Raw genomic sequence first — 22,850 nt, 5'->3', positions numbered from 1 at the left:
GGCAATTATTGTGTTTTCAGGCTGCGCCGGTGACGCTACCAAGGCGGCCGGAAAACGCGTCTGTCGGGGTGTCTGATCTTGGCTGTCAAAATGCAGGAGCTCAAGCTCGACATCGAGCGCATCGGCACGGTCTCGGCGATCCTGACGCAGCCGGACAATGCGCGCGCCTGCTACGTCCTTGCGCACGGCGCCGGTACCGACATGCGCCATGCATCGATGGACAAGATTGCGGAGGGGCTCGCCGGTCGAGGCATTGCGACGCTTCGCTTCAATTTCCCCTACATGGAGAAGAGGCTGGGGCGTCCCGATCAGCCTGCGGTCGCGCATGCCGCCATCCGTGCGGCCGTCGAGGAGGCAGCGCGGCTCTGCCCCGGCTTGAAGCTCGTTGCCGGCGGAAAGTCGTTCGGCGGGCGCATGACCTCGCAGGCGCAGTCCAAGGCGCCGCTACCTGACGTCAAAGGGCTCGCCTTCCTCGGCTTTCCCCTGCACGCCGACAAAAAGCCGTCGACGGAGCGCGCCGAGCACCTGGTCCATGTCGAGATCCCGATGCTGTTCCTGCAAGGCACGCGTGACGGGCTTGCCGATCTCGGCCTCCTCAAGCCCGTGATCGCGCAGCTCGGCCCGAAGGCGACGCTGCACGAGGTCGCCGGCGGCGATCATTCCTTCGCGGTGCTGAAGAAGTCCGGCCGGACGAATGAAGAGGCCCTCACAGAGGTGCTCGATACGCTGGCGGCCTGGATCGATGAGCTCGCTTAAGGCTCAAGCGGAATAAAGCCCCTTGTCCCGCGCCTTCTGGATCGCGAGCGTGGCGATCAGGTCGAGCGTCGGCGTCGACAGGCCGGCGGTGCGGGCGAAGGCGGCGGGCGCCTTCACCAGCACGTCGATCTCCATGGCGCGGCCGAGCTCGTAATCCTGGAGCAGCGACGGCTTGTGGTTGGGGGCGGGGCCGCTGCGCGTCACGCGCTTGACCTCGGGGATGAAGTGCTGCGCGATGTCGTTAGCCTCGTTCAGCATGCGCGGAATGACCTCGGCAAAGGCCGGGTCGTCGCGCACTCCGCGCGCGGTCTGGCCGGTGAGCAGGCACAGCACCGACAGTGACATGTTGGTCAGGAGCTTTGACCAGATCGCCTCGCGGATCTCCGCCACCGGCGGCGATTCCAGCCGAGCATCGTTGAGAACGCCGCGAAGCCTGGTGATGCGCTCGCAATTGCGGTCGTCGCATTCGCCGATCAGCAGGCGGTTGCGGTCCGGCGTCAGGTTCTGCACCACACCGGGCGCGGTCACCTCGTTGGAGGAGAAGACGACGCCGCCGACGATCCGCTCTTTCGGGATGCAAGCGCGCAAGCGCCCGCCGGGGTCGAGGAAGGAAATGTCGGGCGGCGTCGGATGCCGCGGCGGCAGGCCGATGCCGTACCACCAGGGAATACCGTTCTGCGCAAAGACGATCGCGGTGTCGTCATGGAGCAGCGGTTTTATGCTGGCGACCAGGCCCGTCAGCGCGGTCGCCTTGAGCGTGCTGATCACGACGTCCTGCGGGCCGAGCTGGGCCGCATCGCCGGAGGCGTTCACCTTGGCGGTGACCTCGGAATCGCCGACGCGCAGCTTCAGGCCATTGGCGCGGACCGCCTCCAGATGGGCGCCGCGCATCACGCACGAGACCTCATGGCCGGCGCGGGCCAGCCTGACCGCGATATGGCTGCCGACGGCGCCCGCGCCGAAAATGCAGATGCGCATGGTGTGATGTCCCGTCCCTGATCCCGTGATGTCGCCCGGCAGCAGCATGACACAAGCCGCCATGCGATGGACGCGGCCGCCCTACGCCGGAAAGATATGGATCGGGATGAGTTGCCTCAGCCATAGTGGGCGGCAAACAAGATGACCGGAGGATCGCCGATGACTGCCAACCCCGTCCTGTGGACCCTCGATGAGCGTGGGGTTGCGACCGTCACGTTGAACCGGCCTGAAGTGAACAATGCCTATGACGGCGCATTGATCGCAGGCGTGCTCGCGGCCATGGACGATCTCGGCAGGAAGTCCAACCTTCGCGTCGTCGTGCTCCGGGGCAATGGCAAGCATTTCCAGGCCGGCGCCGACCTCAAATGGATCAACGGCGTGCGGCCGCAATCGGCTGAGGCGAACGAGGCGGCGTCGCGGGCGACCTTCGAGGCCGTGCAGCGGCTCAATACCTTGCCAATCCCGACCATCGCGCTGGTACAGGGCGGCTGTTTTGGCGGCGGCACCGGCGTGATTGCCGCTTGCGACGTCGTGATCGCGGCGGACAATGCGCTGTTTTCGATCACGGAGGTGCGCTGGGGGCTGACCGCCGCGATCATCATCCCGCAGCTTTGCGATGCCATTAGTGTACGGCAAGTCCGCCGTTACGCGCTGACAGGCGAACGCTTCGGCGCCGAAGACGCCCGCCGCATCGGCCTCGTCCACGAGGTCGTCCCGCTCGCCGAGCTGGAGGCTGCCGGCGCCAAGGTGGTCGAGCAGCTCCTTGCCAACGGACCGGAGGCGATGGCCGAGACCAAGCGGCTCGCGCTGGAGAGCTCGTTTGGCGGGATGGCGGTGGACGATGCCGCGTACAAGCGGCTCGTGCACCTGCATTCGGTCAAGCGTCAGAGCGCGGAGGCGGCGGAGGGCCTAGCGTCGTTCGCCGAAAAGCGCGCGGGGCGTTGGAGCAACCAAGGGTAGATTTTGCTCCGGCGATGTGCTGGATGGCCACCACTATCGAGAGTGTGGGGGCTGAGAGGTCATGCGTCGGAAGTTCATTCTTGCACTGCCGTTGCTCGTCGCAATCTGGCCCGGTCATGCAAGCTCCGATGACAGCGTCGTCTGCAATGACGAGAAGGTTGCCTCCAACATACGCATCGAGATCTGCACAAGACTGCTCGATCAGGAGAAGAACAAGGAGAGCCGATCCCGACTGCTGGCCCGCCGCGCCGATGCCTATTTTGACAAGGACGACTTCGCACATGCCTTGACCGATTTCGACGAAGCGATTGCAAATCATCCGGGGAATGCTGACGCCTTCATGCATCGCGGTTTCCTGCACTGGTACCGTCTCGAAGATGACGCCGCGTTCAAGGATTTCGATGCGGCGCTCCGGCTTGATCCGGCGCCATCGCGCCTGTTGTCCCGGGGGCGGAGATACGTTTTGCTGCGACAGTTCGATGCTGGGATCGCCGACATGACACGGGCGATCAAGCTCGATCCTCGTTCCGGGGACGCCTATGCGGATCGCGCATGGGCTTACAGCCGGAAAAAGGCATTCGATCTCGCGATCGCGGACTATGACCGGTTGCTCAAGCGTGACCCGAGCGACGGCCGCAGCACGCTGGCGCGTGACAATGTGCGCGCGGCGAAGGGCGCAGGTGTGAAATCCATCGATGAATACGGCCGCATGTTGGTTGCGCGGCTGCAAATCGAAAAGTCCTATCCGCGGCAGGCCGTCAGCGACAGGGTCGAAGGGGTGGCGGAGCTTGCATTCAGCATCACCCGCTGGGGATTGCTCGCGGCGAGCAGCGTGAAAACCAGCTCAGGCTCGGCCATGCTGGATGAGGCGGCGCTCAATACCCTTAGGCAGGCACAACCGTTCCCGCCATTGCCTCCCGGCAGCAGGTCGATCGAGGCCTTCGTGATCTCACTGATCTATCGAAATCAGTCGGAACGTTAGGCGCCTTGAGCTCGGTTGCGATCTCAGCAGCCGCGGCAGATGTTGTTGATGCTGCGATAGACGGCATCGTCGTCCTGCCGCATCTGGCGCATCGATTCGAGCGTCTTGCTTTCCGCGCTCGGCTCCGGCTTGCGCTTGGCGGCCAGCGCGGCTTCCTGACGTTGGTAACACGCTTCGCGCTCCGGCTTGGCCTGTATGAGCCGGCATTGCGCGACCTCGGCGCGGGCCGGGGCCGTACCGCCCATGATGCCGATCGCGATGGCGGCGGCCACGTTTATCCTTGATCCCATCGTCATTCCCCCGAACCACTCATTATCACATAGCAATCCGATACCATCTGCATCGGACCTCTGTCCCAAATCTCGTCGGCGGCGGATCGAGGCGAATCTCCGTAATTCCGCGGGGCCTTCCTTAAGGGTTCAATCATTCCCCGCCATTAGGGTTACGACAATTGTCACGCCATGGTGTCGAATGCACAGACAAGTTTTGGGACTTTGGAAAGCCGGATCGATCGTCGCCGCGGCGGCGGGGCTGCTGGTTCTGCAATCGGCTGCCGCTTCACCGCGATTGATCTCTCTGGCGTTCAATTCCCAGCTGGGGAGCCCGCAGCAAATCGGAGCCGATGAGTTTCGCCAGAAGCTGGTGGCGTCGGCCGGCAAGCGCATCGTGATCGACGAGCGGGCCACCAACGCGCTCGGCAGCGAGAACGCCATCCTGGCGGCGACCCGGGCCGGCTCGGTCGATATGGCGGTGCTGTCGGGGTCTGTGGTCAGTTCGGTCGTCCCCGAACTTGGCGTGTTCGACATTCCCTTCCTGTTCCGCGACACAGCCCACGCGAAGGCCGTGGCGCAAGGTCCGGCCGGCGCGGCGATCGCCACTAAATTCGCCGACAAGGGGCTGACGCTGCTGGCGATCGGCCGACAGGGATTTCGCAACGTCACGAATTCCAAACGGCCGGTTCGCTCGCCCGAGGATATCAAAGGGCTCAAGATTCGCGTCATTCCGAACGAGATCTACCAGATGACGTTCAAGGCGCTCGGCGCCGAAGTGGTCCCGATGGAATTTCCGCTGGTCTATACCGCGCTGAAGGACGGCCGGCTCGATGGGCAGGAAAATCCGGTGCCGACCATCGCCGGCTCCCGGCTCTACGAAGTCCAGAAATACCTCACGCTGACCGGTCACTTCTTCGCGCCGATCGCATTCGTCGCCAACCGTGCCATGTTCGAACAGCTTCCGCCGGCCGACCAGGCCATGCTGATCGCGCTGGCGAAGGAGGGAGCGGAGGCGACCTGGCAGGCGAAGCTCGATGCCGCGTCGCTCGAGCAGGTGCGTAGCGGCGGCATGGACGTCATCGAGACATTCGATCGCCAGCCGTTCGTCGACGCGGTCAAACCGCTCGATCAGGAATTCGAGAAGCGGTTCGGCAAGGATCTGCTCGCCGCCATCCGCTCCACCCGTTGAAGAATTTCGGATTTGCCATGAAATTATCGCACATGATGTCCCGCGTCGGCGTTCGTCCGCGCGTGTTCGGCGGCTTCGCGCTGGTTCTCAGCTTTCTGGTCCTGCTCGGGGGCTTCGCCATGGTCCAGGTCGAGCGGATCGGCGGAACGGTCAATGAGCTCGTGACCAGCGCTGCCGGCGACGCCGGCATGTCACAGGCGCGGGCCGCGCTTCTGGAGGCGAACTCGGCGGTCGAGAAATTCATCCGAACCTGGAATGTCGGCGACAAGGATGCCGCGGCCAAGGCGATCGACGGCGTCGGCAAACTGGCCGATCAGGTCGACCGGCAGTTCGGCAAGCTGCAAGCGATCGCGGAAGGCATCGGCCCGGTCAAGACCGCGCTGGAAACCTATCGCTCGTCGTTCACCGCGGCAGCGGAGGCGGCGGATCGGCTGCGCGCCGCGACCACGAAAACCGACGCCCAGGGTGCAGCCGCCGGCCTCAATGTCAGCGGCATTCAGGTTGCGCTCGCCAACCGGTCCGAAGACGCGGAACGGCTGGTCAACCCGATGCGTCTGGCCGGCGTCGTTGACGCACTGCGGATCACCGTGATGCGCTATGGCTCCACTTTGTCGACGGGCGATGCCGACGACGCCAAGCAGGCCTTGTCCTACGCCCAGCTGGCGATCGCGGACACCGAGGCTGAGCTGGCGGGGGCGAACGACGCCAAACTGAAGGCGCTGGTCGCCGCGCTCAAGACCGCGATCACTGCCGACGCGGCCGCGCTGGACGAGGTCATCAAGGTGGCCGCCGATCTGCGCGCCAGGCAGGCCGAATTGAAGAAGGCCAGTGCGGCCATCGACGACCACGTCAACAAGATCAACGCGAAGCTCGGCACTGTGCGCGCCGAGCAGGGCGACAAGACCGCGGCAGCGGTCGATCAGACCAAGCAGACCGTCATCGCGACCGCGACCGGCGCGCTGCTGCTGGGAGCGGTGCTGGCGTGGTTGATCGGCGCCAGCGTGTCCGGTCCGATTCGCAGCATGACCGACCGGATGCAATCGCTGGCGGCGGGCGAGCTCGATGAGCCGATCCCCGGCGGCGACTCGCGCGACGAAATCGGCCGCATGGCGCGCGCCGTCGAGGTGTTCCGCGAAAACGCGCTGGCGGTTCGCCGCATGGAAGGCGAGGCGACGGCACAGCGCGAAGCCAGCGAGGCTGACCGCGCCCGCATGATGTCGGATCTTGCCGGCCGCTTCGAGCAGGGCATGCAGGGAGTCATTTCCGGTGTCGGCGGCCGTGCCGACGACATGGGGCGCAGCGCCGAGGAGTTGGCAAAGGTCGCCGAACGCGGACGCGGGCTCGCCGAAGCGGTCGCGACCCGCGCCGAGCAGGCATCGATGAATGTGCAGACCGTCGCCTCCGCCACCCAGCAACTCGCGGCCTCGATCCGTGAAATCTCGAGCCAGGTGCACCGCTCCGTCGCGGTCTCGAACAGGGCGACCGACGAGACCAACCGCACCTCAGAATTGATGCATGGGCTGTCGGATGCGGCTGAGAAGATCGGCACCATCATTCAGCTGATTCAGGCCATCGCCAGCCAGACCAATTTGCTGGCGCTGAACGCGACCATCGAAGCGGCGCGCGCCGGCGACGCCGGCCGGGGCTTCGCGATCGTCGCCAGCGAGGTCAAGAGTCTCGCCACCCAAACGGCGCAGGCGACCGAGCAGATCGCCAGCCAGATCGCGACGATCCAGAGTGCGACCGGCCAATCGGTTCAGGCGATCAGGCAGTTCGGCTCCACCGTCAAGGAAATGGCCGACATCGCCACGGCGATTGCCGCGGCCGTCGAAGAGCAGGGCGCGGCCACGGGCGAAATCGCGCGCAACGTCGAAGAGGCGGCCAACGGCACCTCGGCGGTGACGCAGGAAATCGGGCAGGTGCGCGCCGTGGCAGGCGAGACCGACGCCGGCGCCGAAGCCGCCCTGACGGTCGCAGCCGCCCTGAAGCAGCAGGCGGATTCGATGAGGTCGAACGTCGACGATTTCCTCCACACCATCCGCTCGGCGGCCTGAACCCCGGGAAAACCGGGGACGCCACGGGGGCGAACGAGGCGGCCTTACAGCACCGGTAGCAGCGCGCTCTTCAATTCGCGCAAGAGCGCCTGCACCGCGGCGGCGTTGCGCCGCCGCTCGGGGATCGCGGCCTTGACCCACAGCTCGGGAATTGGAAAGTCGCGCAGCACCGGCTTGAGCGTACCGTCGCGCAGGGCATCCGCCACGAGATAATGGGAGATCAGCGCGATGCCGTTGCCGGCGATCGCGCTGCGCGCCAGCACATGGCCCTCGTTGGAGGAGAGCAGCGGGCTGACCTGGATGCTGATGCGCCCGCGCGGGCCGTCGAAGATCCACTCCGGTCCCGTCGGCAGGAAGCTGAGGCAGCGATGGTCGACAAGGTCGCGCGGGTGCTTTGGCGCGCCGTGCTTCTTCAAATAGGCCGGTGAGGCGCAGAGCAGCCGCTTCAGCGGACACAGCGGCTCGTCGACCACACCGCCGAAGGAATGAGGGAAGGCGCCGATGGCGATGTCAAAGCCTTCGGTGACGGGATCGACCGGGCGGTCGATCAGCACGATCTCGAGTTTCAATCGCGGGTTCTGCGTCTGGAAGGCGCTGAAGGCGTCGGCAAGGCGCGCCACGGTGAGCGAGGTCGGCGCCTTGATGCGGAGGTGATCGACGAGATCGTGTCCCTTCTCGCCCATCCGCGAGAGCAGGTCGGTGGCATCGGCGACGACACTGCGGGCGCGATGCACATAGCGCTGGCCGGCTTCCGTCAGGCGTAATTGCCGGGTCGAGCGATGGAACAGCGGCGCGCCGATCCGCGCCTCCAGTTGCGTGACGCGCTTGGCCACGACCGAGGTCGAGACATTGAGCTTGCGCGCGGCGGCGGAGAATCCGGCCGTATCCGCGGTGGCGAGGAAGGCCTGAAGGTTCACCAGGATGTCCATGTCGACCTTTCTCGATTCGAGAAAGCTGATCGCGTATTTTGGTGGATTGTAGCTCGCCCTGCGTTAATTCATAGTCGGCTTCAAGCAAGAGATTTTGGGAGCGGACGCGCATGCGGGCCATGATGATCGAAGAACCGGCACGCCAGGTGCCGCTCTACGGCGAATATGAAGTCGTCGTTCTCGGCGGCGGACCCGCCGGCATCGTGGCGGCGGCGTCAGCGGCGCGCGCGGGACGAAAGACGCTGCTGATCGAGCGCTACGGCTTCCTCGGCGGCATGGGCACGGCTGCCGGCGTCACCAATTTCTGCGGCCTGCATGGCAATGTCTACGGCCAGGCCCACCGGCTGGTACAGGGCATGGCGTCCGATCTGCTGGCGCGGATCGATCATTTGAACGGCCTCAACGCACCGCACCTGATCCTCGGCAAGGTCTTCGCCCAGGCCTATGACACCGCGGCCTACAAGATCGCGGCCGACGAGCTGCTCGCCAGCCACAAGGTGCACATCCTCTTCCATGCGCTCGGTGCCGGCGTCGTGATGGGCGACAACTGCCGCATCGATGCGCTGATGGTCGAGACCAAGGCCGGACGGCAGGCCGTCCGCGCCGAGATCTTTATCGACTGCTCCGGCGACGGCGACCTCGCGGTCTGGGCCGGGGCGCCCTTCGAGCTCGGTGACGAGCACGGCCATCCGATGTACCCCTCGATGATGCTCCGCCTCAACGGCATCGATCCCGAGAAGGCTGGCGATGCCTGGCGCACCATCCCGCAATTGATGGAGAAGGCGATCGCCGCCGGCACCCACACATTCCCGCGCAAGAGCGCAATCGTGCGGCCGCAGAAATCAGGCATCGAATGGCGGGTGAATTTCACCCAAGTGGCGCGTGAGGACGGCCATGCCATCAACGGCATCGAGCCCGACGACCTCACCCGCGGCGAGATCGAGGGCCGCAAGCAGGCGCTGGCCGCATTCGAGTTCCTGCGCAGCACCGTGCCGGGCTTCGAAAAGTCCTACATCGTCGATTTGCCGCCGCAGCTCGGTATCCGCGAGACCCGCCGCATCAAGGGCGGCTACCAGCTCAGCGGCGAGGATGTGCTCGGCTGCGCCTCGTTCGCGGATTCCATCGGCGTCAATGGCTGGCCGATCGAGGCCCATGTTCCCGGCGACGTCGTCTTCACGTTCCCGCCAATCCCGGAATCGCGCGGCTATAACGAGCTGCCTTACCGGATGCTGGTGCCCGAGGGCGTCGACAATCTCCTCGTCGCCGGCCGCTGCGCCTCGATGACCCATGAGGGCCAGTCGGCGGCGCGGGTGTCCGGTGCCTGTTTCGTGATGGGGGAGGCCGCCGGTTCCGCCGCGGCGCTCGCGCTCTCAGGAAACCGCATCCCGCGCGATATCCCCATTGAAAAATTACAGGAAACGTTGAAACAACAGGGCGCCTTCATCGGGCGGGACCAGCCCGTGCCTGAAGGTTTGTGACGGTTGTAACATTACGACCGAGAGAACGACGACGGAGGAGACGGAATGATCGGGATTGCGCGGCTCGCACTGGCTGGCCTGATGGCGATCACAGCGATGGGCACGGCCCGGGCCGAAGACGCGCTGAAGGCCAGGGTCGGCGTGCTCCGCCTGTCGTCGTCCGCGCCCGTCTTCATTGCGCAGGACAAGGGCTATTTCCGCGAGGCCGGTCTCGACGTCGAGCTGAAGTTCTTCGATGCGGCGCAGCCGATCGCGGTGGCGACCACATCGGGCGACGTCGATTTCGGCGTCACCGCATTCACCGCCGGTCTCTACAATCTCGCCGGCAAGGGCACGCTGAAAGTGATCGGCGGCATGAGCCGAGAGAAGGCCGGTTATCCCCTGATCGGCTATTTCGCCAGCAACAACGCCTATGCCGCCGGGCTGAAGACGCCGAAGGACCTCGCGGGCAAGCGCGTAGCCGTGACGCAGGTTGGCTCGTCCTTCCACTATTCGCTGGGGCTGCTCGCCGACAAATACGGTTTCAAGCTCGCCGACGTGAAGATCGTGCCGCTGCAATCGCTGTCGAACGCGGCCGCCGCCTTGAAGGGCGAGACGGTCGATGCGGCGCTGCTGCCGATCTCCACCGCGCGAAAGCTGATGGACGAAGGCGGCGCGAAGTTTTTGGGATGGGTCGGCGACGAGACGCCGTGGCAGCTCGGCGCAGTGTTCGCTTCGCCGAAGACGCTGACCAACAAGGTGCTGGTGACGAAATTTCTCGGCGTGCTCGCGAAAGCCGACCGCGAATATCACGACGTCATCCTCGCAGCCATGAAGGACGGCGTCGCCCCCATCAACGACAAGACCAGGCCGCTGCTGGAGATCATCGCCAAATACACCAATTTGCCGGTCGAGCAGGTGGTCGGCAATTGCGCCTATATCGATCCCGACGGCAAGCTGGACGTCAAGAACGTCGACAACCAGATCAAATGGCTCCAAGAGCAGGGATTCGCGGACAAGGGCTTTGATGTGAACACGATCATTGCCAAGGATTTTGTGAAGGCGGATTGAGAGTAGAACGCAGCTTATGGACCTGATCGCCAACCACATCAGCCATCGCTTCGGTGACCTCGCCGTGCTCGACGACGTTTCCTTCACCGTCGGTGCCGGCGAGGTGGTGGCGATCGTCGGGCCTTCGGGATGTGGCAAAAGCACGCTGCTGTCGATTCTCGGCGGACTGTTGCAGCCATCGTCGGGCGCGCCCGAGCTGCGCGGATCGCCGCCGGCGGACAGTCTCAATCCGCTGACCTTCGTGTTCCAGGATTTCGCGCTGCTGCCCTGGGCGACGGTGGAGGAGAATGTCGAATTCCCGCTGCTGCATACCCAGCTCTCGGCCGTGCAGCGCCGCGCGCTGGTCGACGATGCCCTGCGCCGCACCGGCTTGACCGATTTTCGCACAACCTATCCGAAGCAGCTTTCCGGCGGCATGCGCCAGCGCGTCGGCATTTCGCGCGCGCTTGCGGTCAAGCCCGCCATCCTGCTGATGGACGAGCCGCTGTCGGCGCTGGATTCGCAGACCCGCGAACTTTTGATGGAAGACTTCGTCCGCCTGCTCGCCGATGGCGGCATGGGCGCAGTCTATGTCACCCACAATCTCGAGGAAGCCGCACGGCTCGCCGACCGCATCGTGGTGCTGTCGCGGCGGCCGGGCCGTATTCGCGAAGTCGTGGCCGTACCGATGACGCGCACCGAGCGCGGCGAGATCGCTGCGCGTGAAAAGCTGCTGGCGCTTCAGAACCAGATCTGGTCGCTGATCCGCAACGAGGCGATCGACGCCGAGCGCGAGGTCCAGCATGCTTGATCGCGCGGGGACGTCTGCGAAGGACGACACGACGCGGCGCGTCCGTTTTCGCGGCGCCGGCTTCGTGCCCGCCAGCAGCCGCTTCGGCGGCTGGATCGCGCTCGCCCTCGTCATCGCGATCTGGCAGGCGGCCGGCAGCGCCGGGCTCGTCAATCCGCTGTTCCTGCCGGCGCCGGCTGCGATCGCGCGCGCGATCTACGAGCTCGCGATGTCAGGCGCGCTGTGGCAGCATCTGTCGGCCTCGATCCTGCGCATCGGCGTCGGCTGGGTGCTGGGAACGGCGGCCGGCGTCGCGGTCGGCTTCGCCATCGGCCTGTCGCGGCTTGCGCGCAGCGTCGGCATCACCTTCATCTCGGCGCTGTTCCCGATCCCGAAGATCGCACTTCTGCCATTGCTCATTCTCTGGCTCGGCATCGGCGAAGAGCCGAAGATCGCGACCATTGCGCTCGGCGTGTTCTTCTCGACCGCAATCTCGGTCTATAGCGGCGTCGATGCGGTGCCGCGCAACCTCATCCGCATGGCGCAGAGTTTCAACGTTCCCTTCGCCACCATCGTGCGCAAGGTGATCTGGCCCGGCGCGCTGCCCGCCATCCTCGCCGGCTTCCGCATCACCGCGTCTGTCGCACTGCTGCTCGTCGTCAGTGCCGAGATGATCGGCGCCCAGTATGGCATCGGCGCCTTCGTGCTTCAGGCCGGCAATCTGATGCAGACGGACCAGCTGCTCGCGGGCGTGGTGATCCTGTCGGTGTTCGGGCTTGTGGTGGGGAAGGTGATCGGCTGGCTGGAGACGCGGTTGCTGCACTGGCGGTAGCCGCAACCCGCGCGACTGCAGGGTGGGCAAAGCGTAAGCGTACCCACCATCTCTTCATCAGTCGCTGAAGTGTGGTGGGCACGGCGCAAGGGCGCCTTTGCCCACCCTACGAAACCGGCGGCTCACGCATTCCCGCGATCTTCCCGAAACAGATCCAGCTTCTGCTGCACCGGGCGATCCGAGAAGCTGAACAGCACGGCGTCGTCTTCGGCTTCGTGCGTCACCCACTGCCAGCTCGGCACCACGAACAGATCGCGCGGGCCCCATTCGAAAACGGCATCGCCAATCCGGCTGCGTCCTTTGCCCTCGATCGGACAGAACACCGTCGCATCGGTCGCGCGGTAGCGTGCGGTCTTGAAACCCTTCGGCAGCAACTGGATGAAGGTGCCGATGGTCGGCATTGCGAAATCGCCGGTCTCGGGATTGCTGAATTTCAGCTTCAATCCGTGGCAGGCGTCCCACTCCTGGCTCGCGCGTGCCTTCTCCAGCGCCTCGCGGGTGTAGGCATAGGGATAGCTGAAGATCGGAGAGGTCTTGGACGATCGCTTCACGTCGACCGGTAGCAGATTGTGGCCGTAGCGCGCAAAGCTGTCGCCGGCGGGCTTTGTGATCCTCTGCTGGTCGTCCTTGGAACCTTCCGCAAAGGAGCAGTCGAAGAACTGCACCAGCGGGATGTCGAGGCCGTCGAGCCAGAACATCGGCTGGTCGGTCTCGTTGGAATGATCGTGCCAGGTCATCGACGGCGTGATGATGAAATCGCCGGGCTCCATCGCGTGCGCTCGCCGTCGACCGCGGTGTGAGCGCCCTTGCCTTCGAGCACGAAGCGCAGCGCCGACTGGCTGTGGCGGTGTGCGGGCGCGACGTCGCCGGGCACCACCATCTGCACGCCGGCATAGAGCGAGGTCGTGATTTTCGACTGGCCGCGCAGGCCGGGGTTCTCCAGCACCAGCACGCGCCGCTCGGCTTCCTTGGCCGTGATCAGTCGGCCTGCTTCCGTCATGTAGTCGCGGATGACGTCGAATTTCCACAGATGCGGCCGGCAGGCGCTCCTCGGCTCCGGCGTGATCAAATCGCTCATCACCGTCCACAGCGCGGTGAGGTTTTCGCCGTCAATCTTCTTGTAGAAGGCCTCGCGTTCCGGCGTCTTGGTCACGGCTTCCATGGTGCGGCTCCCGTTCGTTTTGTTGATTGACAGTATACTGACGATCTAGGTAGCGTCAACGTGACGAACGGCCTACAAAGCCGCTGTCATTCCGGGGCGCGCCGAAAGGCGCGAGGCCTGAATCCATACTCCCGATCGTGGTTATGGATTCCGGGCTCGACGCTAACGCGTCGCCCCGGAATGACGAACAAAATACAGGGAGGGTTCCGATGAAGCTGCACGGCTATTTCCGCTCCAGCGCCGCCTATCGGGTGCGGATCGCGCTGAACCTCAAGGGCCTCGGCGCCCAGCACCTGCCGCATCATCTTCGCAAGGGCGAGCAATGTGCGCCCGCCTATCTCGCCATCAATCCGCAAGGGCTGGTGCCGACGCTGGAGAACGATGCGGGAGCGGTGCTGACCCAATCGGTCGCCATCATCGAATGGCTCGACGAGACGCATCCCAATCCGCCGCTGCTGCCGAAGGATCCGCTGCGGCGCGCGAAGGTGAGGGCGTTCGCGCTGGCGATCGCCTGCGACACCCACCCGGTGCAGAATTTGAAGGTGCTGGCGCGGCTGCGCGAGCTTGGGCTCGCCGAGGAGAAGGTCCAGGACTGGGCGGCGTGGGTCAACCGCGAGGGGCTGTCGGCCTGCGAGACGCTGATCAGGGACGAGCCGGGGCCGTTCTGCTTCGGCGATGCGCCGACGCTCGCCGATCTCTGCCTGGTGCCGCAGCTCGCCAATGCCCGCCGCTTCGGCGTCGATGTGTCGACCTATCCGCGGCTGCTGAAGGCGGAGGCTGCGGCAAAGGCGCTGCCGGCCTTCGCAAACGCCGCGCCGGAGAAGCAGCCCGATGCCGAGTAAGCCCGCCCCTCCGATCACGATCGACGCGGTCTATGCCGCGCCGGGCTATCTGTTCCGGCGCATGCAGCAGATCGCAGTCTCGATCTTCATGGAGGAGTGCAAGGCGTTCGATCTCACGCCGGTGCAATATGCGGCGCTGATCGCGATTCACACCCACCCCGGCATCGACGCGACACGGCTGTCGGCGGTGATCGCCTTCGACCGCTCGACCCTCGGCAGCGTGATCGAGCGGCTGCAGGCCAAGGATTTTATCGAACGCAAGCCGGCACCCGAAGACAAGCGGATCAAGCTGCTCTATCTGACGAAATCGGGCGCCGCGATCCTGCGCGAGATCATCCCCGCCGTCGAGCGCGCCCAGGCGCGGATGCTGGAGCCGCTGAAACCCGCCGACCGCAAGGCGCTGATGGGGCTTTTGGTGCAGCTCGTCGACCTCAACAACGAGGCCTCGCGCGTGCCGCTGCGCGCGGAGGACGCGCTGGAGCATATGGGGAAGGCGGGGTGAGCGGGATGGTCGGCGGATGCGGTGACGCTGTCGCCTTTATCTCCGCTGTCATTCCCCGCGAAAGCGGGGAATCCAGTACGCCGCGGCTTCTCGGTTCAATCACAACCGCCTCGGAATACTGGATCGCCTGCATTCGCGGGCGATGACAGCGAGTTTGGGATTGCTACATCCGCAACAACGCCTGCCGGTCAATCTTCCCAGTCCCCGTCTTCGGCAGCTCGTCGATGAAGATCACCTCGCGCGGATACTTGTAGGGAAGCAGCTTGCCCTTGACGTAATCCTGCAGCCGCCGCGTCGCCTCATTCTGATCGGTCGCGCGGTTGTTCATCACCACGACCGCCTTCAGCGTCATGCGCCGGTCCGGCAGCTCGGCGGCGAACACGGCGCATTCGCGGATGTCGGGGTGGTCGGCGAGGCACAGCTCGACTTCGAGCGGGTAGACCCACTGGCCTGAGATCTTGATGAGGTCGTCGGCACGGCCGCGGAAGAAGTGGAAGCCGTCGGCATCGCGCACGAAACGGTCGCCGGTGTAGATCCAGCCGCCCTCGCGGATGGTCTCGGCGGATTTGTCCGGCCGGTTCCAGTACAGCGGCGTGTTGGAACCGCCGCGCACCCACAAGATGCCTTCCTCGTCGTCGGCGACGTCGCGGCCGTCCTTGTCGCGCAGTGCGACCTCGTAGCCTGGCACGCGCAGGCCGGCGGCGCCGAGCTTCTTCTGTTCGGGGCGGTTGGAGAGGTAGATGTGCAGCACCTCGGTCGAGCCGAGGCCTTCGACGATTTCGAGGCCGGTGAGCGTCTTCCAGCCGTTGAAGACGTCCGCAGACAGGACCTCGGCCGCCGAAAGCGACATGCGCAGCGACGAGAAGTTGGTCTTGTCTGCCCCCTCCGCCTTGGTCAGTGAGGTGTACAGCGTCGGCAGGCCGAAGAAGACCGTCGGCTTGTATTGCTCGATCGCGGCAAAGATCGATGCAGGCTTCGGCTGGCCCGGCAGCAGCAGCGTCGCGGCACCCGCGGAGAACGGGAAGGTGACGGAGTTGCCGAAACCGTAGGCGAAGAAGATCTTCGGCACCGAGAAGCAGATGTCGCCGGGCGTCAGCTTCAGCACGTTCTGCGCAAAGGCGGCATCGCTGTAGGCCATGTCGTGCTGGAGATGCACGATGCCCTTGGGCCGGCCGGTCGAGCCGGAGGAGTACATCCAGAACGCCATCTCGTCGCGATGGGTGTCCGCTTCCGCGAGCTCGGCCGGGAACTGCGCGAGCCAGCCTGGCGCCGCGATCGCAGCAGGCGCGGCGTGGCCGCGCGCGTCGCCGTTGACGACGATCAGCGTGCGCAGGCAGGTCGCCGCGCAGGCCTCCGCATCGAAGCGCGTCGCGAATTCGGCATCCGCCACCGCGACCGCGGCGCCGGAATCGGCGAGATAGAATTGCAGCAGGTCCGGCGGCGTCAGCGTGTTGATCAGGAGCGGCACGAAGCCGGCGCGCACCGCGCCGAAGAATGCGGCCGGATAGGCCGGGGTATCGTCGAGGAACAGCAGCACGCGGTCGCCGCGCTTCAGGCCAAGCGACGCGAAACCGTTGCCCCAGCGGCAAGTTTCCGCGCAAAGCTCGGAATAGCTGCGGGTCCCCGCGGGTCCGATCAGCGCAGGCTTGTCGCCGCGGCCCTTGGCGAGCTGGTCGAACAGCACGCGGCTGGCATTGTAGGTTTGCGGAATGGCAAAGCCGATTTCACGGGCGCCCGGGCCGTCAGCGGGCACCTGGTCGCGGATCTCGCTGCTCATGCGGCATCTCCGCCGTTCTTCTCGGCCTCGTAGCGCGTCATGAAGGCGGGCGACATCGCGCGCAGCCGGGGGTCGTCGATACGGCCGGAGCGGGTGATGTAGCTGTAGGCGAAGTCCATCAGGCCGAGCTGCATGTGCTGGGCGAAGTGCTCGTACCAGAAGGCCGAGGTGCGCGCGGCATTGACGAGCTTCTGCACCACCGGTTTTCGCGCGGCCTGATAACGGTGCAGCGCGGTCGACAGATGCGCATCCGACTCCAGCGCCTTGACCAGCGCAATGGCGTCCTCGATCGCGAGCCGCGTCCCCGAGCCGATGGAGAAATGCGCCGAGTGCAGGGCGTCGCCGAGCAGCACCATGTTCTTGAACGACCAGTGCTCGTTCCAGACCCAGGGAAAGTTGCGCCAGACCGACTTGTTGGAGACCAGGCAGTGGCCGCCCAGCGTGTCGGCAAAGACCTCCTCGCAGACGCCCTTGCACTGCTCGGCATCCTTGTAGGCGAAGCCATAGGCCTGCCATGTCGCGTGGTCGCATTCGACCAGGAAGGTGCTCATGGTCGGGGAGTAGCGATAGTGATGGGCATTGAAGGCGCCGCGGTCCGTCTTCACGAAGGTCTGCGACAGCGTGTCGAAGCGTTTCGAGGTCCCGTACCAGACGAACTTGTTGGAGGAGTAGGACAGCGACGTGCCGAAATCGCCCTCATAGGCGCGCCGCACCAGCGAATTCAGCCCGTCGGCCGCGACGATCAGGTCGTGGCCGTTGAGCTGGTCGATGGCGTGGATCTGCGTGTCGAAGCGCGGCGTGACGCCGGCGTCGAGCGCGCGCTGCTGGAGGAACTGCAGGAGCTCCAGCCTGCCGATCGAGGAGAAGCCGACGCCGTCGATGGCGACGCTGTCGCCGTGAAGGTTCAGCGTGATGTTCTCCCAGCTCTCCATATGCGGCGCGATCGCATCGACCGTTTCGGGGTCGTCGGCGCGCAGGAATTCCAGGGCCTGATCGGAGAACACGACGCCAAAGCCCCAGGTCGCGTCGGCCGGGTTCTGTTCGAACAGGTCGACTTGATCCTCGGGATGACGCTTCTTCCAGAGATAGGCGAAATAGAGCCCACCGGGCCCCCCGCCAATCACGGCGATCCGCAACGTCTGCCTCCCTAATTGACAGTATACTTACTATCTAGGGGTAGACTAATGTGCTCCGGCTTTCCACGCCAGCGGAATTATCGAAGGCGAGGCGCGCCGAAGCTTACTCCCGGACACGCGTCTGGCGCGTGTCCGAAGCAGTGACGTTGCGAACCATAACCAAACCGCGCGGGCTTGGCCATCCGGGGTCAGACGCAGCGCTTCACGTAGACGCCGTTCACCAGCACCCTGGTACAGCGGACCGCGGGAACCGGCTTGCGCACCACGACGGCCGCATTCGGCCCGGCACAGCCGGCGCGGTAGACGCCCCGGGCGCACACCACCGCGTTGGCATCGGTAGACTCAAAGGTCATGCTCGCGCCGAAGGCGAGGAGCGCGGCAGCAATAAGCAGAAATGAACGCATGTCTTTCTCCCGGTCTTGTCGTGATCGAAATCGGTTACTTGCAAAGGGTTTGTCGCGGCCGGCGCGCGAAAATTCATTCGCGCGCGCCCGATCGTGGTCGCGCGCTTGGCGCGCAATCCCGCGCCGCTTATCGCGCCGCGAATGGCGCCAGCACTTCCTTGCAGGCGGGCGACAGTGATGCGGCATTGCTGGAGATGCATTGCACGATGCGGCCCCCGCCCGGCGCGACGCCGGCGCAGAGCGTGCGGATGTCGGCACCGCAGGCCGAGCGCACGATGAACAGTTCTTCGCGCGGCCGTAGCGGGCGCAGAACGATCACGGCCGGCGCCGCCGCCGGTGCTGCTGCCGCAGGAGCTGCGCCCGCAGGTGCTGCTGTCGCAGCAGCGCTGCCGCCACCGGTTGCGGCGCTCACCGCCTTCTCACAGGCCGGCGAAACCTTGGCCTTGTTCTTCTCGAGGCATTCGAGGGCGGGGGCGCCGCCCGGCGGCACGCTGGCGCACACCTTGGGATAATCGGCGCGGCACGCGCTCTTGACCGCGGCAATCTGCGTGCTGCTCGGCTGCTTTGACGCTGCCGCTTTCGGAGCGGCTGCGGCGGCGGGCTTCGCCCCGGCGGCGGGGGCCGCTTCGGTCTTTGCCGGTTCAGATTTGGCGGGCGCAGCTTCAGTCTTCGGCGCCGCAGCGGGCTCGACCGCGCGAACCGCGGTCTGGCATCCCGATGACAGGCTGGACATGTTCTTCTGGAGACATTGATACGCCTCCGCGCCACCGGGCGTGACGCTCGCGCAGTGTGCCATGAAGTCCGAGCGGCATGCGGAACGGATGGCGCTCTTCTGAGCCTCGGTCGGCGCTTGCGCGAATGCGCCTGTTGCAGTTGCGAAGAGCGTTGCCGCCAGCAGCGCGCGACGCGTTGACGCGTGTTTCAACGTGTTGAACATTTGGGTAAATTCCCTGCCCTGTCGGTCACGCCGACGATTTTTAAATGTAATGCAAGCAATCATTGCGGGTGATGCCGCGTGCAGCATCATTGGCTGCCTCGGCCTCTACCGCAAGTAGATTATACGGGCGCAATTGCGACGTAACCAGAGCATGATCCGGAAAAGTGTGCCGCGGCTTTCCCTCGCGACAAACGCGGAACGCGTTGGCGCGGAGATCATGCTCAAACAATACGGCGTCAGAGCTTGACCATGCGCTTGCCGCGGTTCTCTCCCGCCAGCAATCCGATCAGCGCCTTCGGCGTATTCTCCAATCCGTCGATGATGTCCTCCTGCACCTTCAGCTTGCCGGATGCGACCCAGCCCTGGAGGTCGGCGAGCGCGCGCTGGCTCTCCTTCATGTAGTCCATCACGATGAAGCCCTGCATGACGAGCCGCTTCACCACGATCAGGCCGGGCACGCCGCGCGGGCCGTGCGCGGCAGGTGCGCCGTCATATTGCGAGATCGCGCCGCAGCAGGCGATGCGGCCGTAATTGTTCATCTGCGGCAGGCAGGCTTCCAGAATGTCGCCGCCGACATTGTCGAAATAGACGTCGATGCCTTTTGGCGCCGCCGCGCGCAGGGCCTTGAACACCGCGCCGTCCTTGTAGTCGACGGCGGCATCGAAGCCGAGCTCGGAGGTCAGCCAGTTGCACTTGTCTGCGCCGCCGGCGATGCCGACCACGCGACATCCCCTGATCTTGGCGATCTGCCCGACGATCGAGCCGACGGAGCCGGCCGCCGCGGACACCACGACGGTCTCGCCCTCTTTGGGCTTGCCGATCTCCAGCAGGCCGAAATAGGCGGTGAGGCCGGCGATGCCGAACACGCTGAGCAGATGCGTCATCGGTTCGAGCTTCGGCATTTTCGTGAGATGCTTTGCCGGCACCGCGGCAAACTCCTGCCAGCCGGTGTCGCCGAACACGATGTCGCCGGCAGCCAGCCCCGGCGCCTTCGAGCTGACGACCTCAGCGATGCCGCCGCCGGCCATCACGCTGTTGGCCTCGACCGCGGAGCGATAGGTCGCGCCATGCATCCAGGCGCGGTTGGCGGCGTCGAGCGAGATGTAACGCACCTGCAGCAAGGCCTCGCCGTCCTTCGGCTCCGGCATCGCACCCTCGACCATCTTGAAGTGCTCGGCACCGAGCTTGCCGCTGGGCTTTTCGACCAGAAGAATCTGGCGATTGATGCTGCTGCTCATGGCGTTTCCTCTTCGTTTGCTTGACGATTATGGATGCAGCCGCCGCAAAGAAAACGTGCAAGCCGCATTCGTTGTGCGCTGCATGAAGGCTAGATCGCGCCGACCCGTTTCGCAACGGGAACATCAGGCCATCGCGCGAGCACGCCAAGCGTGTTGCGTCGTCGTCATATCTGCGACATCATGAAGCGCCGGTGTAGGTGGGGGTAAGCGATGTCGAACAAGTTTACGCAATACATTCTGGCCGCGATGGTGCTGGGCATCGTCATGGGGGCGGCGATCTTCAACTTCCTGCCTGACACCAGAGCCGAATGGGCTTCCTCCATCAACCTGATCGCCATGATGTTCCTGCGCTTGATCAAGATGATCATCGCGCCGCTGGTGTTTGCGACGCTGGTCGGTGGCATCGCGCATATGGGCAGCGGCTCGCGGCTCGGGCGCATCTTCGCCAAGACCATGGGCTGGTTCGTCAGCGCGTCCTTCGTGTCGCTGCTGCTCGGCCTCGTCATGGTCAATCTGCTCCAGCCCGGCGCGAACTTCCCCGGCACGCTGCCGCAGGCGGGGCAATCGACCGGCTTGCCGGTCTCGGCCTTCTCGATCGAAAAATTCCTGACCCATCTGATCCCGACCTCGATCGCCGACGCCATGGCGCAGAACGAGATCCTGCAGATCGTGATCTTCGCCGTGTTCTTCTCGGTGGCGATGGGCTCGATGCCCGAACGGTCGAAGCCGATCCTGGCAATGATCGACGACGTCGCTCACATCATGCTCAAGGTGACGAGCTATGTGATGCTGTTCGCCCCGCTCGCGGTATGGGCCGCCATCACGGCCACTGTCGCCAAGAACGGCCTCGGCGTGCTGTGGAAGCTCATCGTCTTCATGGGTGGCTTCTATCTCGCGCTTGGGATCCTGTGGGTCATCCTGATGATCGTCGGCTTTATGGTGATCGGGCCGCGATACAGCCATCTGCTGAAGCTGATCCGCGAACCCCTGATGATCGCGTTCTCCACCGCGAGCTCGGAAGCGGCCTATCCGAAGACGCTGGAGGGGCTGACCAAGTTCGGCGCGTCGTCGCGGATCTCGAGCTTCGTGCTGCCGCTCGGTTACTCCTTCAATCTCGACGGCACGATGATGTACTGCACCTTCGCGAGCATCTTCATCGCGCAGACCTACCACATCGAGATGTCGCTCGCGACGCAGCTGGCGATGCTCGCGACGTTGATGATCACCTCCAAGGGCGTTGCCGGCGTACCGCGCGCATCCCTCGTGGTGATCGCCTCGACGCTGTCGCAGTTCGGCATCCCCGAGGCAGGCCTGCTGATGATCATGGGCATTGACACGTTCCTCGACATGGGACGCAGCGCCACCAATGTCATCGGCAATTCGCTCGCGACCGCCGTGGTCGCGAAGTGGGAAGGTGAGCTCGGGCCCGAGCACGAGCTCGGACCCGGCGAAGCGACGACGCCGGACATGGTTCCGGGCGAACTGCCCGCGATGGCCGGCCATTGACGGGAGTGCATCATGCGCCTTTCAACGGCGATATCGGGTGGCCTGTTGCTGGCGGCGTGCCTGCTGGCAACCGGCGCCTCCGCCCAGACCGGCGGCAGCGAAGGGCTTAGCCCGACGCTGTCGGCCATCAAGAACAGGCACACCGTGCGGCTCGGCTATCGCGAAAGCTCGCCGCCGTTCTCCTTCCTCGACCAGTCAGGCCGCCCGATCGGCTACAGCCTCGAACTCTGCGAGGCCATCGTCGAGGAGATCGGCGTCGAGGTCGACGATCCCGATCTGAAGATCGACTACGTCAAGGTCACCTCGGACGACCGCATCGACGCCGTGCTCCAGAACAAGATCGACCTGGAATGCGGTTCGACCACGGCCAATGCCGAGCGTGGCAAGCGCGTCGCGTTCTCGCCTTTGATGTTCGTCGCCGGCACCAAGCTGATGGTGCCGAAGGCGTCAAAGGTCCAGTCGTTGACCGATCTGAAGGGCAAGACCGTGGTGGTGACGAAGGGCACCACCAACGAGCAGGCGATCCAGGCGGCCGACAAGAAGCTTTCGCTCGGCCTCAACATCGTCACGTCGCCGGATCACGAGCAGTCGTACCAGATGCTCGTCGACGGCAAGGCCGATGCGTTCGCGACCGACGACATCCTGCTCTCCGGCCTGATCGCGCGCCACAAGGCGCAGGACAAGTTCCGCGTCACCGGCGATTACCTGTCCTATGACCCCTACGGCATCATGTTCAGGAAGGGTGAGCCTCAGCTGACGGCGGTGGTCGACCGCACCTTCCGCAAGCTCGGCTCCAATCGCGATCTCGTTCCACTCTACAACAAATGGTTCACCGCGCGGCTGCCCACCGGCGAACGCCTGAACGTGCCGATCTCCCTGCAGCTGGAGGAAGCGTTCAAGGCGATGGACGATTCCGCCAGCGCGAATAATTAGCGCTTACTTCCTTCTCCCCTTGTGGGAGAAGGTGGCGCGAAGCGCCGGATGAGGGGTCTCTATCCGCACGTTAAATCTACGTTGAGGAGAGAGACCCCTCACCCGTGGGGGGGGGGGGGCGGGCGGCGCCCCCCCCCCCCCCCGGGGGGGGTTTTTTTGGCGCG

At 65.0% G+C, this 22,850-nt stretch carries 21 protein-coding genes and 1 pseudogene; 13 read left to right on the top strand and 9 right to left on the bottom strand.

What is annotated here, in order from left to right:
- Nucleotides 1-78: 78 nt before the first annotated feature.
- Nucleotides 79-756 carry an alpha/beta hydrolase family protein gene (locus tag AC0L3X_RS24270; RefSeq protein WP_063980673.1) on the top strand — a complete coding sequence of 226 codons (678 nt, stop codon included), beginning with the start codon at nucleotides 79-81 and terminating at the stop codon, nucleotides 754-756.
- 3 nt (nucleotides 757-759) lie between these two features.
- Here the strand turns inward: AC0L3X_RS24270 and AC0L3X_RS24265 are convergent, their stop codons facing one another.
- Nucleotides 760-1,734: a ketopantoate reductase family protein gene (locus tag AC0L3X_RS24265; RefSeq protein WP_473316905.1), complete on the bottom strand. Its 975-nt coding sequence runs from the start codon at nucleotides 1,732-1,734 to the stop codon at nucleotides 760-762.
- Nucleotides 1,735-1,893: 159 nt separating this feature from the next.
- Between AC0L3X_RS24265 and AC0L3X_RS24260 the strand changes: the two genes are divergently transcribed.
- Entirely contained in the window at nucleotides 1,894-2,694 is an 801-nt protein-coding gene (locus AC0L3X_RS24260; protein ID WP_063980674.1) for an enoyl-CoA hydratase-related protein, read from the top strand.
- A gap of 61 nt (nucleotides 2,695-2,755) precedes the next feature.
- Nucleotides 2,756-3,676 carry a TonB family protein gene (locus AC0L3X_RS24255; RefSeq protein WP_063980675.1) on the top strand — a complete coding sequence of 307 codons (921 nt, stop codon included), beginning with the start codon at nucleotides 2,756-2,758 and terminating at the stop codon, nucleotides 3,674-3,676.
- 23 nt (nucleotides 3,677-3,699) lie between these two features.
- Here the strand turns inward: AC0L3X_RS24255 and AC0L3X_RS24250 are convergent, their stop codons facing one another.
- Nucleotides 3,700-3,948 (bottom strand): hypothetical protein, encoded by a 249-nt coding sequence (locus AC0L3X_RS24250; protein WP_231143801.1) that lies wholly within the window; start codon nucleotides 3,946-3,948, stop codon nucleotides 3,700-3,702.
- A gap of 199 nt (nucleotides 3,949-4,147) precedes the next feature.
- Here AC0L3X_RS24250 and AC0L3X_RS24245 point away from each other — a divergent pair, with 199 nt between their 5' ends.
- Nucleotides 4,148-5,137, top strand: coding sequence for a TRAP transporter substrate-binding protein (locus AC0L3X_RS24245; protein ID WP_231145451.1), 990 nt, complete (start codon nucleotides 4,148-4,150; stop codon nucleotides 5,135-5,137).
- A 17-nt stretch (nucleotides 5,138-5,154) separates the two neighbouring features.
- Nucleotides 5,155-7,191: a methyl-accepting chemotaxis protein gene (locus AC0L3X_RS24240; RefSeq protein WP_231143802.1), complete on the top strand. Its 2,037-nt coding sequence runs from the start codon at nucleotides 5,155-5,157 to the stop codon at nucleotides 7,189-7,191.
- 44 nt (nucleotides 7,192-7,235) lie between these two features.
- On the opposite strand, the gene AC0L3X_RS24235 is transcribed toward AC0L3X_RS24240, so the two are convergent.
- On the bottom strand, nucleotides 7,236-8,120 hold the full coding sequence (locus AC0L3X_RS24235; protein WP_063980677.1) for a LysR family transcriptional regulator: 885 nt from the start codon (nucleotides 8,118-8,120) through the stop codon (nucleotides 7,236-7,238).
- A 110-nt stretch (nucleotides 8,121-8,230) separates the two neighbouring features.
- Here AC0L3X_RS24235 and AC0L3X_RS24230 point away from each other — a divergent pair, with 110 nt between their 5' ends.
- Genes AC0L3X_RS24230 through AC0L3X_RS24215 form a run of 4 tightly spaced genes read left to right on the top strand, consistent with a single transcriptional unit; the run spans nucleotide 8,231 to nucleotide 12,249 of the window.
- Nucleotides 8,231-9,598: an FAD-dependent oxidoreductase gene (locus tag AC0L3X_RS24230; RefSeq protein WP_063980678.1), complete on the top strand. Its 1,368-nt coding sequence runs from the start codon at nucleotides 8,231-8,233 to the stop codon at nucleotides 9,596-9,598.
- 45 nt (nucleotides 9,599-9,643) lie between these two features.
- Nucleotides 9,644-10,648, top strand: coding sequence for an ABC transporter substrate-binding protein (locus AC0L3X_RS24225; RefSeq protein WP_063980679.1), 1,005 nt, complete (start codon nucleotides 9,644-9,646; stop codon nucleotides 10,646-10,648).
- A 16-nt stretch (nucleotides 10,649-10,664) separates the two neighbouring features.
- Nucleotides 10,665-11,438, top strand: a complete 774-nt coding sequence (locus tag AC0L3X_RS24220) for an ABC transporter ATP-binding protein (protein WP_063980680.1) — start codon at nucleotides 10,665-10,667, stop codon at nucleotides 11,436-11,438.
- Entirely contained in the window at nucleotides 11,431-12,249 is an 819-nt protein-coding gene (locus tag AC0L3X_RS24215) for an ABC transporter permease (RefSeq protein ID WP_063980681.1), read from the top strand. The genes AC0L3X_RS24220 and AC0L3X_RS24215 overlap by 8 nt, the downstream gene beginning before the upstream one ends.
- Nucleotides 12,250-12,371: 122 nt before the next feature.
- Here AC0L3X_RS24215 and gtdA read toward each other — a convergent pair.
- Nucleotides 12,372-13,411, bottom strand: a pseudogene (gene gtdA / locus AC0L3X_RS24210) (gentisate 1,2-dioxygenase).
- A gap of 209 nt (nucleotides 13,412-13,620) precedes the next feature.
- Here gtdA and maiA point away from each other — a divergent pair.
- Both maiA and AC0L3X_RS24200 read left to right on the top strand, forming a co-directional pair.
- Nucleotides 13,621-14,253 carry a maleylacetoacetate isomerase gene (maiA, locus tag AC0L3X_RS24205; protein ID WP_063980683.1) on the top strand — a complete coding sequence of 211 codons (633 nt, stop codon included), beginning with the start codon at nucleotides 13,621-13,623 and terminating at the stop codon, nucleotides 14,251-14,253.
- Nucleotides 14,243-14,755, top strand: a complete 513-nt coding sequence (locus AC0L3X_RS24200; RefSeq protein WP_063980684.1) for a MarR family winged helix-turn-helix transcriptional regulator — start codon at nucleotides 14,243-14,245, stop codon at nucleotides 14,753-14,755. Before maiA ends, AC0L3X_RS24200 begins: the two co-directional genes overlap by 11 nt.
- A 163-nt stretch (nucleotides 14,756-14,918) precedes the next feature.
- On the opposite strand, the gene AC0L3X_RS24195 is transcribed toward AC0L3X_RS24200, so the two are convergent.
- From AC0L3X_RS24195 to AC0L3X_RS24175, 5 genes are all read right to left on the bottom strand, one after another.
- Nucleotides 14,919-16,532, bottom strand: a complete 1,614-nt coding sequence (locus AC0L3X_RS24195) for a benzoate-CoA ligase family protein (RefSeq protein WP_473316883.1) — start codon at nucleotides 16,530-16,532, stop codon at nucleotides 14,919-14,921.
- Nucleotides 16,529-17,668 (bottom strand): FAD-dependent monooxygenase, encoded by a 1,140-nt coding sequence (locus AC0L3X_RS24190; RefSeq protein WP_063980686.1) that lies wholly within the window; start codon nucleotides 17,666-17,668, stop codon nucleotides 16,529-16,531. The genes AC0L3X_RS24195 and AC0L3X_RS24190 overlap by 4 nt, the downstream gene beginning before the upstream one ends.
- Before the next feature lie 188 nt (nucleotides 17,669-17,856).
- On the bottom strand, nucleotides 17,857-18,072 hold the full coding sequence (locus AC0L3X_RS24185) for a hypothetical protein (protein ID WP_028148322.1): 216 nt from the start codon (nucleotides 18,070-18,072) through the stop codon (nucleotides 17,857-17,859).
- A 127-nt stretch (nucleotides 18,073-18,199) separates the two neighbouring features.
- Complete coding sequence (locus AC0L3X_RS24180) at nucleotides 18,200-19,009, bottom strand: cysteine rich repeat-containing protein (protein WP_063980687.1); 810 nt, start codon at nucleotides 19,007-19,009, stop codon at nucleotides 18,200-18,202.
- Between the two features lie 236 nt (nucleotides 19,010-19,245).
- Entirely contained in the window at nucleotides 19,246-20,247 is a 1,002-nt protein-coding gene (locus tag AC0L3X_RS24175) for an NADP-dependent oxidoreductase (RefSeq protein WP_063980688.1), read from the bottom strand.
- A gap of 210 nt (nucleotides 20,248-20,457) precedes the next feature.
- On the opposite strand from AC0L3X_RS24175, the gene AC0L3X_RS24170 reads away from it, so the two are divergent.
- The gene (locus AC0L3X_RS24170) at nucleotides 20,458-21,753 is read left to right on the top strand and encodes a dicarboxylate/amino acid:cation symporter (protein WP_166074360.1); all 1,296 of its coding nucleotides are present in this window, start codon (nucleotides 20,458-20,460) and stop codon (nucleotides 21,751-21,753) included.
- A 12-nt stretch (nucleotides 21,754-21,765) separates the two neighbouring features.
- Nucleotides 21,766-22,686 carry an amino acid ABC transporter substrate-binding protein gene (locus AC0L3X_RS24165; protein ID WP_354131633.1) on the top strand — a complete coding sequence of 307 codons (921 nt, stop codon included), beginning with the start codon at nucleotides 21,766-21,768 and terminating at the stop codon, nucleotides 22,684-22,686.
- Nucleotides 22,687-22,850 lie beyond the last annotated feature (164 nt).

This window comes from Bradyrhizobium sp. MI1.7, from assembly GCF_055811795.1.
Note: the sequence above shows the minus strand (reverse complement) of the source record. Positions and strands in the feature narration are given on the sequence as shown.